Here is a 13,977-nt window from a genome sequence, read left to right on the forward strand (position 1 = left end):
ACGCATTACTCACATTTTTGTAACACAGGTCACATAAAGAACAGGTGGGGCGTAGGGGCAAGGAGGATGGAAAGAGGTTGTCGTATAAAGAAACTAGACACCGTTAAGCCACCTCTGTGTATCCAAGCGCACATCACCAAAAAGGATGGGGAATATGAAAATCAAAACTGGCGCACGCATCCTCGCATTGTCTGCATTGACGACGATGATGTTTTCCGCCTCAGCTCTCGCCAAGATTGAAGAGGGCAAACTGGTTATCTGGATCAACGGCGACAAAGGCTATAACGGCCTTGCTGAAGTGGGTAAAAAATTCGAGAAAGACACCGGCATCAAAGTCACCATTGAACATCCGGATAAGCTGGAAGAAAAATTCCCGCAAGTTGCCGCGACCGGTGACGGCCCGGACATCATCTTCTGGGCACATGACCGCTTTGGCGGCTACGCGCAATCCGGTTTGCTGGCTGAAGTCACCCCGGATAAAGCCTTCCAGGATAAACTGTTCCCGTTCACCTGGGATGCAGTACGCTATAACGGCAAGCTGATTGCCTACCCAATCGCCGTTGAAGCGCTGTCGCTGATTTATAACAAAGACCTCGTACCAAACCCGCCGAAAACCTGGGAAGAAATTCCAGCACTGGATAAAGAGCTGAAAGCGAAAGGTAAATCCGCCCTGATGTTCAACCTGCAAGAACCGTACTTCACCTGGCCGCTGATTGCTGCCGACGGTGGCTACGCGTTTAAGTTTGAAAACGGCAAGTACGACGTGAAAGACGTGGGCGTGGATAGCGCTGGCGCGAAAGCGGGTCTGACCTTCCTGGTTGACCTCATCAAGAACAAACACATGAACGCGGATACCGACTACTCCATCGCCGAAGCGGCCTTTAACAAAGGCGATACCGCGATGACCATCAACGGTCCGTGGGCATGGTCGAACATCGATAAGAGTAAGGTGAACTACGGCGTAACGCTGCTGCCAACCTTCAAAGGCAAAGCATCTAAACCGTTTGTTGGCGTACTGAGCGCCGGTATTAACGCCGCCAGCCCGAACAAAGAACTGGCGAAGGAGTTCCTCGAAAACTACCTGCTGACCGATCAGGGTCTGGATGAAGTGAACAAGGACAAACCGCTGGGTGCCGTCGCGCTGAAATCCTTCCAGGAACAGTTAGCGAAAGACCCTCGTATCGCGGCCACCATGGGTAACGCCGAGAAAGGCGAAATCATGCCGAACATCCCGCAGATGTCTGCATTCTGGTATGCCGTTCGTACCGCCGTGATCAACGCTGCCAGCGGTCGTCAGACCGTCGATGCCGCGCTGAAAGATGCACAAGGTCGTATCACCAAGTAATACGGTTTCCCTTATTTCTTAGGGAATCAGGTTTATTGAATACGTTGTTACACGAAATCATTCGCGCTACATCGAGGCGGCAAGGATGCAAATCCCCAGGAGCTTACCTACGTAAGTGACTGGGGTGCGCTTTCGCAGCCAACAAAGAGGTAGCGCGAAAGATAAAGTGTAAAGAGGAAGATCCCCATGGATGTCATTAAAAAGAAACACTGGTGGCAAAGCGACGTGCTGAAATGGTCAGTAATAGGTCTGCTGTGCCTGCTGGTGGGCTACCTTGTTGTTTTGATGTACGCTCAGGGGGAGTACCTGTTTGCCATCATGACGCTGATTTTAAGCTCTGCTGGCCTGTATATTTTCGCCAACCGTAAAGCCTACGCCTGGCGCTATGTTTACCCTGGCGTTGCCGGTATGGGACTGTTTGTCCTGTTCCCGCTGGTTTGTACCATCGCAATTGCTTTTACCAACTACAGCAGTACCAACCAGCTGACCTTTGAACGCGCCCAGGAAGTTCTGATGGACCGTTCTTATCAGGCAGGTAAAACTTACAACTTTGGTCTGTATCCGGCGGGTGATGAGTGGCAACTGGCGCTCACCGACGGTGAAACAGGCAAGAATTATGTTTCCGACGCCTTTAAATTTGGTGGCGAACAGAAACTGCAACTGAAAGAAACGGATGCCTTACCAGCGGGCGAACGTGGGACGCTGCGCATCATCACGCAGAACCGCCAGGCGCTAAACCACCTGACCGCTATCCTGCCGGATGAAAGCAAAGTTATCATGAGCTCGCTGCGTCAGTTCTCCGGTACGCAGCCGCTGTATACACTTGCCGATGACGGCCTGCTTACCAACAATCAGAGCGGCGTAAAATATCGCGCTAATAACGATATTGGTTATTATCAGGCGATTAACGCTGACGGTAGCTGGGGTACAGAGAAACTCAGCCCGGGCTATACCGTTGCCATCGGCTGGGATAACTTCACCCGCGTCTTTACCGATGAAGGCATCCAGAAACCGTTCTTCGCCATCTTTGTCTGGACGGTGGTGTTCTCAGTCCTGACGGTGATTCTGACCGTTGCCGTCGGTATGGTTCTGGCGTGCCTGGTACAGTGGGAATCGCTGAAGGGCAAAGCAATTTACCGTGTCCTGCTGATTCTGCCGTATGCCGTACCGTCGTTTATCTCGATTCTGATCTTCAAAGGGTTATTCAACCAGAGTTTCGGCGAAATCAACATGATGCTGAGCGCGCTGTTTGGCATCAAGCCGGCCTGGTTCAGCGACCCAACCACCGCGCGTTCGATGATTATTATCGTCAACACCTGGCTGGGTTATCCGTACATGATGATCCTGTGCATGGGGCTGCTAAAAGCGATTCCGGACGATCTGTATGAAGCCTCGGCAATGGATGGCGCAGGCCCGTTCCAGAACTTCTTTAAGATTACGCTGCCGCTGCTTATCAAGCCGCTGACGCCGCTGATGATCGCCAGTTTTGCCTTTAACTTTAATAACTTCGTACTGATTCAGCTGTTGACCAACGGTGGCCCGGACCGACTCGGCACCACCACGCCAGCCGGTTATACCGACCTGCTCGTCAGCTACACCTACCGTATCGCCTTTGAAGGCGGTGGTGGTCAGGACTTCGGTCTGGCGGCAGCGATTGCCACACTGATCTTCCTGCTGGTTGGCGCGCTGGCGATTGTGAACCTGAAAGCCACACGAATGAAATTCGACTAAGGAGGGCATTGAACATGGCTATGGTCCAACCCAAATCTCAGAAGCTACGCTTGTTCACCACGCACCTTCTGCTACTGATTTTCATTGCAGCGATCATGTTCCCGCTGTTGATGGTGATTGCTATCTCACTGCGCGAAGGTAACTTCGCCACCGGCAGCCTGATCCCGGAAAATATCTCCTGGGAGCACTGGAAACTGGCGCTGGGCTTTAGCGTTGAACATGCAGACGGTCGCGTGACGCCACCCCCGTTCCCTGTGCTGTTGTGGCTGTGGAACTCAGTGAAAGTGGCCACCATTACCGCGATCGGTATTGTGACGCTTTCCACCACCTGTGCTTACGCCTTTGCCCGTATGCGTTTCCCGGGCAAAGCGACGCTGCTGAAAGGCATGCTGATTTTCCAGATGTTCCCGGCGGTGCTGTCGCTGGTGGCGTTATACGCGTTGTTTGACCGTCTGGGCCAGTACATTCCGTTTATCGGACTTAACACCCACGGCGGCGTGATCTTCGCCTATCTCGGCGGTATCGCGCTGCATGTATGGACGATAAAGGGCTATTTCGAAACCATTGACGGTTCGCTGGAAGAAGCAGCCGCGCTGGATGGCGCAACGCCATGGCAGGCATTCCGTCTGGTGCTGCTGCCACTTTCGGTGCCGATTCTGGCGGTGGTGTTTATTCTGTCGTTCATTGCCGCGATTACCGAAGTACCGGTCGCCTCACTGCTGTTGCGTGATGTGAACAGCTACACCCTGGCAGTCGGTATGCAGCAGTATCTCAATCCACAGAACTATTTGTGGGGTGATTTTGCCGCCGCAGCCGTGCTTTCTGCTATTCCGATCACCCTGGTGTTCCTGCTGGCCCAACGCTGGTTGGTTAACGGCCTGACGGCAGGCGGTGTGAAAGGTTAAGTTTCATCGAAGTACCTGCCCGGCAACGGGCAATGCCACTGCAACCCTCAACTTATGTTATCCCAACCTGTGACTGTTATTTGGCGCTCTACGGAGCGCCTTTTTTTTAAGTAATTTACTCACGCTTCAACCGTTTGGAATTACACAGCCACAGCGTGATCACCAGCAACAGGATCGCCGCAGAATAGATCAGCACATCCATAGGCGCTTTATGATCGACGATGATCAACCGCACAATCGCGGTGATCCCGATATAGACAAAATAGCGTAGCGGAAAGTGAAAGCCAGACTGAAAATACTTCACAATCAGCGCGATAAATTCAAAGTAGAGGAAGTAAACCACCAGCCCTTCCACCAGTTCATACTTGCTGGTTTGTTCCGGCGCGAACAAAACATCTGCCAGATGCAGCGTCTCTTTCCCGAGGAATACCACCAGAATCAATCCCAGACACAGCAATCCAAGATTCAACACGGTCTGTAAAATCGTGGAGATAAACTCCACGCGCGGACGAGATAGCGACGTCATAACAGCACCTCTTACTCAGTGGCAAGGTTCCTGTATAACGCAAAAATGTGACAGAGATCTACATTTTTTGTTTATGTTTTGTGCAGCTCAATAATGATGCAACAATAACGATGCCTCTAACCTCTTGAACGGACAGCAAAATGCTTACGATTCAAATAGCAACTCTCGACGATGCCAGCCTGTTAAGCTCAATGGGATATACCAGCTATAGACATCATTTTTCATCTCTGTGGAATAACATGGATGAGCTCGATACTTATCTTGAGCAAGAATATTCCCTGTCGGCGATCGCCAGAAGTTTAGCCCAGCCGGGGACCATTTGGCTGATCGCCTTTGCCAACACACCCGTTGGTTTTGCGAAATACAGCCTACAACAATCGATGGAAACAGGCGGCCAATCCGGAACATTGCTGCATAAGATCTACCTGATGCCTGGTGAAACCGGCAAACAATATGGCGAGCAAATTTTTACCGAAGTTATCCGGCAAGCCAAAGCGCAAAATGAGACATGCCTTTGGCTGGACGTACTGGCTGATAATCCCCGTGCGCAGCGGTTCTATGAGCAGCAAGGGATGACGTTTGTGAAGGACATGGCTTTTACGACGGCTTCCCAGACAAGCATACTGCACATCATGGAAAAACAACTTTGAGAAACCAAAATGACAACAATTCGTCAGTCCGCTGTCCGTAACGTCACGTGTGGTGAAAACGTCGTGATTTATGAGCCTGTCAATCTCTATGACTGCCAACTCGACGACAACGTGTTTGTTGGACCCTTTGTTGAAATCCAGGGGAATACGCGTATTGGCACGGAAACAAAAATTCAGTCGCATACTTTCATTTGCGAATATGTCACTGTCGGATGTCGATGTTTTATCGGGCATGGCGTGATGTTCGCTAACGATATGTTTCGGGATGGAAAACCCAATGCTGATCGCAACAGTTGGGGGCGAATTACCATCGGCAATGATGTTTCTATCGGTAGCGGTGCAACCATCCTCGCGGTCAGCATCTGTGATGGCACTGTGATAGGCGCAGGCAGCGTGGTGACAAAATCAATTATTGAGAAAGGTGTGTACGCCGGAAATCCAGCCAGGCTCCTGCGCAGATTGTAGGCCCGGTAAGCTTAGCGCCACCGGGCAATCAACATTTACCTCAACGGAAATTCTCGCTCCTGTCGCTGGTCATATCGTACAAACCAAACTTACGCCCAAGCTGCTGGCCGCCATCACGCGTCAACGGCGTCCAGCCAATTGCGGCTCGGCTGCGGGTCGGGCCTGACGAGAACAGATCAAGCGGTACGGAAACGTACACCCCTTTGGTGAAATCGCCCTCTCCGTACTCATCCGGCGAGGCATTGGTGATAGTTGCATAACCGCCTACCACCACGCCGCTGTCAAAGCGTTTAGCGATTTCCAGCGTTCCGCCTTTATCGCCCGCCAAATACTGCCCCACGCTGGCTTTCACCAGCACATCCTGGGCGAATGACGGGTTCCAGTACGCTGTCAGATGCCCGGTCTTCACGCTGTAGTCGGTGAATTTCATCATGTCCTGCGCGCTGCGCCAGTCACGCTGCTTCACGTAGTTGGCGTCAACGCCAAACGCCCAGTTGCTGTCCAGCGGACGATACAGCACTTCAGCCCCCGCGCCGCCGAACATGGTTTCCAGATAGCCGCCGTACACCTGCCCGTAGAACCCGTTGCCAAGTGACTGGAAGTAGTTGGCCTGCAGGTTATTCACGTAGACATCGTTTTGCACGTAGTCTCGCACATGGGTACGAACTCGCGGCAAATGCGAATCACTGGGCGGATTGGTGTAGTTAAACTTGTCGTAGTTATTGGCCAGGTTGGCAAACAAACTCCCGGTGGTCAGCAGATGATCGGTTAGCCACAAATCCGCCGTTCCCATCACGCCAAGCTGATACATATAGAAGTTTTCCGGGCCGCCCACCGACTGGTTAAGCACCGGATCAATGTGAAAATCAAAGCGTGACTTATCGATATACCAGCCTTGCTCGGTAGTCTGCGGCACCACCGGCTCGACACGTTTTTGCACCAGCTCAGTTTCATGTCCGAGCGGTTCACCTTCCAGATAACGCTTGAGACTGGCGACGTCCGTTTCAGTGGTGACCTGCGGTAAATTAAGGCGATTTTCTGTAATACGGATCGTGCGGATCCCATCAGGAAGATCGTTCATCACGATCCGATTTGCGCGATCGATCCCTTCGCGCGAGTCACGGTATTTGACCTGCTCGCCGGTCACATACAGCGCATCACCCTTCACCTGGAGTTTCGGATCCGCCAGCCCGGCGTTGTATTTCAGTAACGTGAGCTGATTCGCCACCACCGAATGTTGCAGGATGGCATCCTGCGATTCTGGTTGATATTGCGGTCGCGCGTTGTCGTTATAGGAAGGCCGCAAATCGTTGAAGTTAGTCCGCAGCGTAACGCCAAACATAAAGGTATTGCCGCGCTCGTAGCTGAGGTTAACGTCGGCCCAATCGGTGACGCGATAAATAGCGCCGACGTTAAACTTGCTCTTCTGTTCCAGCTTACCGGCAAAATCCTGCTGATAATTATTGCCCTCGTACTCCAGTTTAAGACGCAGCGGCTGCCAGGGAGTCTGATACTCTACGCCGCCAAATAGCGACGCTGGACCGTGGAACATCTGGCTGCCGTCAATAGAACCCGCCTGCTTATAGCTGTTATCGCGATAACAGAATTTATCGCTGTACGAGCACAGAGGATTACTCACATTACCGCTGGTCCCGAGGTATCCCCAACCAAGACCGAGAGAGAAATCAAACGGTCCCCAGGCTTTGTTCGCCACAATATACTCAGCATCAAACAGACCGGTTCCGCCGATATCCCGCGCACCAACCGCCACCTGCGGCATCCAGTAGCTCTCTTCCCACAGCCGCAATTTGAGGTCAAAAGCCTTGTCTTTATAAGTCTGATCGCCCGAAAACGACGCCACACTGCTGTATTTTTTGGTGCGCACATCGGTATAGCGCAGGGTTGTTTCCAGCCACGGGAACAACTGCACCGATGCGGAGTAGTAGCGGTACTGATCGTTATCACGGTAGTTAAGGCTCATTTCCCCTTCACGCGCCATTCGTGCGGTCGGGGTTTGCAGAAGCCCTACGCCGCCAAAGTCAGACTGGGAAGGACCAATGGGCGCAGGATACGTTTCACCGTGGCAAGCCGTGCTGATACCCAGCGCCAATAGGCTGAGCAGATAAGTTTTTCTCATTATTCAGGTATCCGCTGGATCAGGGTACGAAGAATGTCGACATTGAATTCATCCGGGGCACGGCTCCAGACAGAATCAGACAGCCCAACAAAAATGATGCTGCCAGGCATCGGCTCAACGTGGCGTTTATTCCAGTAAGCGACCGGCACTTTCTGCGTGCGTCCGTCGGGGTAGACCACCCACGCGTAGCTGCGATCCGCCCCGTTCAGCAGGCTTTGCCCTTCGAGATAACTGGCAACATCGCGCCCGGAGGTAAACGGCTGTTTACCCGGCTGGCTTAACAAGCCAAACAACGTAATGTCCGTTGGTTGAGGTCCGACCCACAGGGTGTAGTTGCCCTGCAACGGCGGATTACCACGCTCACTCACCCGCACCGCGTCCGGGTCGAGATTCACCAACTGTCTGCCAGTCACCTTCAGCGCCTGAATTTGCTGACGTAGCGTGTTGATGGCGGCAGCATCGTCGCCACTTTCTTCTGCGCTCAGCGCCGCCAGACGTCCCAACAGCGCCTGCTGTTGGCGCTGCGCCGTAACGGTTGCCAGCTCTTCACCAATCACCGCCGCCGGCCACCAGCTATTCGCCAATTTCGGCTGACCCACCAGATCGATCAGATGCTCTGCGCCGGTCAGCGTTTTCGCTTCTGTGCTGCCTGCCGTCATCACTTTTACGCTGCCAGCAGCAAAAACAGATGCAGCGCACAGGCTGAAGGTCAGTGCGGTAATCATTCGTTTCATCATGGTTTCGCCGCCTTGATCAGCGTGGTTTTCACCGGGAAATAATTCGCGCCCAGATACTGCTCTGACTGGCGAATCATGCCATCACTGTCTACCCAGTAGCGGTTATGCCAGCGAGTCTGCCCGGTCGTGACTTCTTCATCCAATACGCGTACCGGCGTTTCATCGCTGGCAATTCGGATGCTGTCAGTGCCATCCCATGTGAAGACCGAGCGGGCGGTGGCGTAGCGGACCTGCTTATGCTCGGTCCAGCCCATCGTGCGGGCCCACGTTGCGCCATCGACGACCTGATTAGGTTTGATGAGTGGGTCTGCCGCCAGATTATTCACTGCGATCAGGTTGTCCCCATCGAGCAGCGTTTTCACCAGACGTCCGTGTTGTGTCACGAACATTGCCCGATCCTGGGTGACCCATTTCTGCTGCCCATTTTCGGCGAACGCTAGCGCCACAAACAGCTGCGGCCCGCCGTTAAGCTGCATATACTGACTGGCATAGGGCATGTTGTGGATATCATCATCCGTCATCTGTATGCCGGGCGCCCCAAACACGCTATCCCACAGCGAATGGCCCAGCCCTTCGGTGGTGGCTGAACACGCCTGTAGTAACAGGCAAACCAATATGAGCGCAGGTCGCTTCACGACGTTTCTCCGCAGCGGCAAAATAACCACACCGAAGTGTGGTTAGAATTAAACGTACCGGTATTACTGGGTACTGGTGGTTGTAGTGGTGGTGGTTCCGGTATTAGAGCCATCGCCACCGCCGGTTGCCGCCAGGGCGACCCCCACAGCAGAACCTACGGTGCTTACGCTGGTTGCGGAGGAACTTCCTGCCGAAACCGATGCGGCAGCCGACCCTGCAGCTTCCCCCACCTGAACGGGGGCAGCATAGACAGAAGTCGCCGCAAGCGCAGATATAGCCAAAAGGCCATACAGTATTTTTTTCATCACAATTTCCCTTCATTGAATGAATGGATATTTACCCAAAAGAATTTCGGGCGAGAACGAGTATACACAAGCGAAGTATGCAAATTACGTCGAGAGGGAATTTAGGATAACGAGAAGGAGTGATAAAACATAATTTTTAATATGAAAATAAAAACAATAAAATCATACAGTTAAAATATACAAACAATAAACTCAATATACGTAAAATCTGAAAATATCAGGTATTACGTTACGCCAGTGAAATTATTTTAGGATTAAGCTCAATTAAATTTTTATGTGCTAGCGTGGCGAAATAGAATTATCTTATAAAAAAAGCCGATAATAATATCGGCTTCTATCACAGGTAATCTGCAAATTCATTCGAATTGCGGCAAGGCGGCAAGTTCGAAGGAAGAAGCAGATTAACGCCAGGCTTTATAACGGTTAATCAGACCGTTAGTCGAGCAGTCATGGCTGTTGATCTCTTTATCATCGTTCAGCTCTGGCAGAATACGGTTCGCCAGCTGTTTGCCCAGCTCAACGCCCCACTGATCGAAGGTGAAGATGTTCAGGATAGCGCCCTGAGTAAAGATTTTGTGCTCATACAGCGCAATCAGCGCACCCAGGCTGAACGGGGTGATTTCGCGCAGCAGGATGGAGTTAGTTGGACGGTTGCCTTCGAACACTTTGAATGGCACGACGTGGTCAAGCGTAGCCGGATCTTTACCCTGGTCGCGGTATTCTTGTTCAACCACTTCACGAGACTTGCCGAACGCCAGCGCTTCGGTCTGCGCGAAGAAGTTAGACAGCAGTTTCGGATGATGATCAGACAGCGGGTTATGCGTGATAGCCGGGGCGATGAAATCGCACGGCACCATTTTGGTCCCCTGGTGGATCAACTGATAGAACGCGTGCTGACCGTTAGTACCCGGCTCACCCCAGATGATTGGGCCAGTCTGGTAATCCACCGCGTTGCCGTTACGGTCAACGTATTTACCGTTGGATTCCATGTTGCCCTGCTGGAAGTAGGCCGCGAAACGGTGCATATACTGGTCATACGGCAGAATCGCTTCGGTTTCGGCACCGAAGAAATTGTTGTACCAGATACCAATCAGCGCCAGCAGCACTGGCAGGTTTTTCTCAGCCGGAGTGGTGGAGAAGTGTTTGTCCATCGCGTGCGCGCCGGAGAGCAGCTCAACGAAATTGTCGTAGCCCACAGACAAGATAATGGACAAGCCAATAGCGGACCACAGGGAATAACGGCCGCCGACCCAGTCCCAGAATTCAAACATGTTGGCGGTATCAATACCGAATTCGCCAACCGCTTTACCGTTGGTGGACAGCGCCGCGAAGTGTTTGGCAACGTGCTTGTTGTCGCCTGCGGTCGCCAGGAACCAGTCGCGCGCGCTGTGGGCGTTAGTCATGGTTTCCTGGGTGGTGAAGGTTTTAGAAGCGACCAGGAACAGCGTGGTTTCCGGGTTAACTTTTTTCAGCACTTCGGCGATGTGCGTACCATCGACGTTAGACACAAAGTGCATATTCAGGTGATTTTTGTACGGACGCAGCGCTTCGGTCACCATGAACGGGCCGAGGTCAGAGCCGCCAATACCGATATTCACCACGTCAGTGATAGCTTTGCCGGTGTAACCTTTCCAGCTGCCGGAGATAATCGCTTCAGAGAAGGATTTCATCTTTTCCAGCACCGCGTTCACTTCCGGCATCACATCTTTGCCGTCAACGATGATCGGGGTATTGCTACGGTTGCGCAGCGCCACGTGCAGCACCGCACGGTCTTCGGTACGGTTAATCTTCTCACCGGAGAACATGGACTTGATGGCACCGCTCAGGTCCGTCTCTTTTGCCAGATCCTGCAGTTTCGCCAGCGTTTCTTCGGTAATGCGGTTTTTGGAGAAATCCACCAGCATCAAATCGTCAAACGTTGCGGAAAATTTGCTGAAACGATCGCTATCTTTCGCGAACAGGTCCGCGATCGTAACGTCTTTCATCTCTTCAAAGTGTTTTTGTAGTGCCTGCCAGGCTGAGGTCTGCGTTGGATTGATGTTTTTCATTAGCAATACTCTTCTGATTTTGAGAATTGTGACTGAGATCGATTGTAACGCCAGTCACAGAAAAGTGTGATTGTTTTAGTGCCGTTGCCAGGGCATCCGCCAAACGAGGCTAAAAAGTATAGCGGTTATCAGCGTTGTTATTAGTACCGTTACTCAACGCCGTTGCAGCATGAAAAATCCGCATAATCCCGTCGTTGACAGCACAGGCTACACATTTTATTTATAAATACGGTATTTGCATTTGCGCCTGCACCGGTTTCCGTTCTGCCTTTGTGCCATGGTCGCTCTATTCATTCCCTGACACGAGGTAGTTATGACTGATGTAGTTGTCTCCAAGTTTGGCGGTACCAGCGTCGCGGATTTCGACGCCATGAACCGCAGTGCTGATGTGGTCCTTTCTGATGCCAGCGTACGTCTGGTAGTGCTTTCCGCATCCGCCGGGGTCACCAATCTGCTGGTGGCGTTAGCTGAAGGACTGGAGGCAACTGAACGCTTCGAGAAACTCGATACCCTTCGCCAGATTCAATTCAATATTCTGGAGCGTTTGCGTTATCCGAACGTGATCCGCGAAGAGATCGAACGTCTGCTGGAAAATATTACCACGCTGGCAGAAGCGGCTTCGCTGGCAACGTCAACCGCTCTGACCGACGAACTGGTCAGCCACGGCGAGCTGATGTCCACCCTGCTGTTTGTGGAAATCCTGCGCGAGCGCAATGTTCAGGCGCAGTGGTTTGACGTGCGAAAAGTAATGCGTACCAACGATCGTTTTGGTCGCGCCGAGCCGGATGTCACGGCACTGGCTGAACTGGCAACGCTGCAGCTGGCGCCGCGTCTGGCAGAAGGCCTGGTGATAACTCAGGGCTTTATCGGCAGCGAAAGCAAAGGCCGCACGACCACGCTGGGGCGTGGCGGCAGCGACTATACCGCCGCCTTACTGGCAGAAGCCCTGCACGCCACGCGCGTCGATATCTGGACCGATGTTCCTGGCATCTACACCACCGATCCGCGCGTTGTACCGTCAGCACAACGTATTGATGAAATTGCCTTCGAAGAGGCCGCAGAAATGGCCACCTTCGGCGCAAAAGTTCTGCATCCGGCGACGCTGCTTCCTGCTGTCCGTAGCGATATTCCGGTATTTGTCGGCTCCAGCAAAGATCCCAAAGCGGGCGGTACGCTGGTGTGCAATAAAACCGAGAATCCACCGCTATTTCGCGCCCTGGCACTGCGTCGCAAGCAAACGCTGCTGACGCTGCATAGCCTGAATATGCTGCACTCTCGCGGGTTTTTAGCGGAAGTTTTCGGCATCCTGGCACGCCACAATATCTCAGTGGATTTGATAACAACCTCAGAAGTCAGCGTCGCGCTGACTCTGGATACCACCGGTTCAACATCCACCGGTGATACGCTGCTAACACAATCCCTGCTGATGGAACTGTCTGCGCTGTGCCGGGTGGAAGTTGAAGAAGGTCTGGCGCTGGTCGCGCTGATTGGCAATGACTTATCTAAAGCCTGTGGCGTGGGTAAAGAGGTGTTCGGCGTGCTGGAACCGTTCAACATTCGAATGATTTGCTACGGCGCATCCAGCCATAACCTATGCTTCCTGGTGCCAGGTGCTGAAGCCGAGCAGGCGGTACAAAAGCTGCATCATAATTTGTTTGAGTAAGTAGAAGTCAACGCCCGATGGTTCTTGCGCCATCGGGCATTTTCACCGCATCACCGTGTCATATAACAGTCTGTCCAGTTCCCTGGCATCCCCTTCCCGACTGTCCGGTAACGTGGGCGGGATTTCTCCTCTCTCCAGTTCGGCGCGGATAAACGCATGTAACAATGGACGACGCGGACCATACTCAGCCTCACCTGACCGCTGTTTGCGTGCCAACAATTCGTCGATTTCCTGACGCAATGGCGCATCCAGTTCACTTCCCGCCAGCAGATCGGCAAAACGCATCGGCGGCACGCCCTTCCCTGCTTCCACCCAACGCACCGCCAACAGTGGTCGCAGAACGTAGAAATACTTCTTCAATCGCACGTCGTCGCCCTGCAGATAACCGCGAAAGTTTTTCCGCGCCATCGAGTAGTAGTGCCAGCGGGCACGTAGCGGGGAAAACCATTTAGGCACCAACGTCTTCAGCGCCGACACCGCCACTTCATCCTGCAGATAGATCACCGGCGAATCCAGCCACTCGATAAGCGTCGGGTTTGCGCCTTTGAGTAACCCCAGCGCCTTGCGCCACTCCCAGCCGCACACGTCCAGCTCATCATCTATCGGCAGCTCGATAACATCTCGTGGCGCTTCGACCCGCAGATACCATTCGGGGGGATGAACATAGAGAAATCGCACGTCGTAATCGCTGTCCGGCGAGGCAAATCCCCAACCACGGCTGCCGGACTCGCAGGCATACAACACCCTGACGCCATAACGCTGCTCAACCTCTTTTAGCTGGCGCGATACCCTTTCGCGCATCGCGCTTTCCACAGCGTTGTTGCTCATT

The 13,977-nt window shown here is 52.8% G+C and carries 13 protein-coding genes; 6 read left to right on the forward strand and 7 right to left on the reverse strand.

Features of this window, described 5'->3' with window-relative positions:
* Positions 1 to 154: 154 nt before the first annotated feature.
* The 3 genes from malE to malG all read left to right on the forward strand — a co-directional run bounded on the left by malE (position 155) and on the right by malG (position 3,981).
* Entirely contained in the window at positions 155 to 1,345 is a 1,191-nt protein-coding gene (malE, locus tag E4Z61_RS15460) for a maltose/maltodextrin ABC transporter substrate-binding protein MalE (protein ID WP_135323545.1), read from the forward strand.
* A gap of 186 nt (positions 1,346 to 1,531) precedes the next feature.
* Positions 1,532 to 3,076, forward strand: a complete 1,545-nt coding sequence (gene malF / locus E4Z61_RS15465; protein ID WP_135323546.1) for a maltose ABC transporter permease MalF — start codon at positions 1,532 to 1,534, stop codon at positions 3,074 to 3,076.
* 14 nt (positions 3,077 to 3,090) lie between these two features.
* Positions 3,091 to 3,981, forward strand: coding sequence for a maltose ABC transporter permease MalG (gene malG, locus E4Z61_RS15470; RefSeq protein WP_096758729.1), 891 nt, complete (start codon positions 3,091 to 3,093; stop codon positions 3,979 to 3,981).
* Between the two features lie 115 nt (positions 3,982 to 4,096).
* On the opposite strand, the gene psiE is transcribed toward malG, so the two are convergent.
* On the reverse strand, positions 4,097 to 4,507 hold the full coding sequence (psiE, locus tag E4Z61_RS15475; protein WP_135323547.1) for a phosphate-starvation-inducible protein PsiE: 411 nt from the start codon (positions 4,505 to 4,507) through the stop codon (positions 4,097 to 4,099).
* Between the two features lie 140 nt (positions 4,508 to 4,647).
* On the opposite strand from psiE, the gene E4Z61_RS15480 reads away from it, so the two are divergent.
* Together E4Z61_RS15480 and E4Z61_RS15485 are read left to right on the forward strand one after the other, a co-directional pair.
* Complete coding sequence (locus E4Z61_RS15480) at positions 4,648 to 5,157, forward strand: GNAT family N-acetyltransferase (protein WP_135323548.1); 510 nt, start codon at positions 4,648 to 4,650, stop codon at positions 5,155 to 5,157.
* A gap of 9 nt (positions 5,158 to 5,166) precedes the next feature.
* Positions 5,167 to 5,622, forward strand: coding sequence for an acyltransferase (locus tag E4Z61_RS15485; RefSeq protein ID WP_135323549.1), 456 nt, complete (start codon positions 5,167 to 5,169; stop codon positions 5,620 to 5,622).
* A 40-nt stretch (positions 5,623 to 5,662) separates the two neighbouring features.
* On the opposite strand, the gene E4Z61_RS15490 is transcribed toward E4Z61_RS15485, so the two are convergent.
* The 5 genes from E4Z61_RS15490 to pgi form a co-directional block, all read right to left on the reverse strand.
* Positions 5,663 to 7,759 (reverse strand): YjbH domain-containing protein, encoded by a 2,097-nt coding sequence (locus E4Z61_RS15490; protein ID WP_135323550.1) that lies wholly within the window; start codon positions 7,757 to 7,759, stop codon positions 5,663 to 5,665.
* Positions 7,759 to 8,496 (reverse strand): capsule biosynthesis GfcC family protein, encoded by a 738-nt coding sequence (locus tag E4Z61_RS15495; RefSeq protein ID WP_135323551.1) that lies wholly within the window; start codon positions 8,494 to 8,496, stop codon positions 7,759 to 7,761. Before E4Z61_RS15495 ends, E4Z61_RS15490 begins: the two co-directional genes overlap by 1 nt.
* Positions 8,493 to 9,131 carry a YjbF family lipoprotein gene (locus E4Z61_RS15500; protein ID WP_205746869.1) on the reverse strand — a complete coding sequence of 213 codons (639 nt, stop codon included), beginning with the start codon at positions 9,129 to 9,131 and terminating at the stop codon, positions 8,493 to 8,495. Before E4Z61_RS15500 ends, E4Z61_RS15495 begins: the two co-directional genes overlap by 4 nt.
* 63 nt (positions 9,132 to 9,194) lie before the next feature.
* The gene (gene yjbE, locus E4Z61_RS15505) at positions 9,195 to 9,437 is read right to left on the reverse strand and encodes an exopolysaccharide production protein YjbE (protein WP_135323553.1); all 243 of its coding nucleotides are present in this window, start codon (positions 9,435 to 9,437) and stop codon (positions 9,195 to 9,197) included.
* A gap of 401 nt (positions 9,438 to 9,838) precedes the next feature.
* A complete protein-coding gene (gene pgi / locus E4Z61_RS15510) occupies positions 9,839 to 11,485 on the reverse strand; it encodes a glucose-6-phosphate isomerase (RefSeq protein ID WP_135323554.1) in 1,647 nt (548 codons plus the stop codon).
* Between the two features lie 313 nt (positions 11,486 to 11,798).
* Here pgi and lysC point away from each other — a divergent pair, with 313 nt between their 5' ends.
* Positions 11,799 to 13,148 (forward strand): lysine-sensitive aspartokinase 3, encoded by a 1,350-nt coding sequence (gene lysC / locus E4Z61_RS15515; protein ID WP_135323555.1) that lies wholly within the window; start codon positions 11,799 to 11,801, stop codon positions 13,146 to 13,148.
* A 42-nt stretch (positions 13,149 to 13,190) separates the two neighbouring features.
* On the opposite strand, the gene E4Z61_RS15520 is transcribed toward lysC, so the two are convergent.
* Positions 13,191 to 13,976 carry a nucleotidyltransferase domain-containing protein gene (locus E4Z61_RS15520; RefSeq protein WP_135323556.1) on the reverse strand — a complete coding sequence of 262 codons (786 nt, stop codon included), beginning with the start codon at positions 13,974 to 13,976 and terminating at the stop codon, positions 13,191 to 13,193.
* Position 13,977: the final 1 nt, after the last annotated feature.

This window comes from Citrobacter tructae (genome assembly GCF_004684345.1).
Classification (GTDB): Bacteria; Pseudomonadota; Gammaproteobacteria; order Enterobacterales; family Enterobacteriaceae; genus Citrobacter; species Citrobacter tructae.

Bases quoted from the DNA above. Each gene is read 5' to 3' on its own strand.
- malE (WP_135323545.1), top strand. From the start codon at position 155: ATGAAAATCAAAACTGGCGCACGCATCCTCGCATTGTCTGCATTGACG.
- malF (WP_135323546.1), top strand. From the start codon at position 1,532: ATGGATGTCATTAAAAAGAAACACTGGTGGCAAAGCGACGTGCTGAAA.
- malG (WP_096758729.1), top strand. From the start codon at position 3,091: ATGGCTATGGTCCAACCCAAATCTCAGAAGCTACGCTTGTTCACCACG.
- psiE (WP_135323547.1), bottom strand. From the start codon at position 4,507: ATGACGTCGCTATCTCGTCCGCGCGTGGAGTTTATCTCCACGATTTTA.
- E4Z61_RS15480 (WP_135323548.1), top strand. From the start codon at position 4,648: ATGCTTACGATTCAAATAGCAACTCTCGACGATGCCAGCCTGTTAAGC.
- E4Z61_RS15485 (WP_135323549.1), top strand. From the start codon at position 5,167: ATGACAACAATTCGTCAGTCCGCTGTCCGTAACGTCACGTGTGGTGAA.
- E4Z61_RS15490 (WP_135323550.1), bottom strand. From the start codon at position 7,759: ATGAGAAAAACTTATCTGCTCAGCCTATTGGCGCTGGGTATCAGCACG.
- E4Z61_RS15495 (WP_135323551.1), bottom strand. From the start codon at position 8,496: ATGATGAAACGAATGATTACCGCACTGACCTTCAGCCTGTGCGCTGCA.
- yjbE (WP_135323553.1), bottom strand. From the start codon at position 9,437: ATGAAAAAAATACTGTATGGCCTTTTGGCTATATCTGCGCTTGCGGCG.
- pgi (WP_135323554.1), bottom strand. From the start codon at position 11,485: ATGAAAAACATCAATCCAACGCAGACCTCAGCCTGGCAGGCACTACAA.
- lysC (WP_135323555.1), top strand. From the start codon at position 11,799: ATGACTGATGTAGTTGTCTCCAAGTTTGGCGGTACCAGCGTCGCGGAT.
- E4Z61_RS15520 (WP_135323556.1), bottom strand. From the start codon at position 13,976: ATGAGCAACAACGCTGTGGAAAGCGCGATGCGCGAAAGGGTATCGCGC.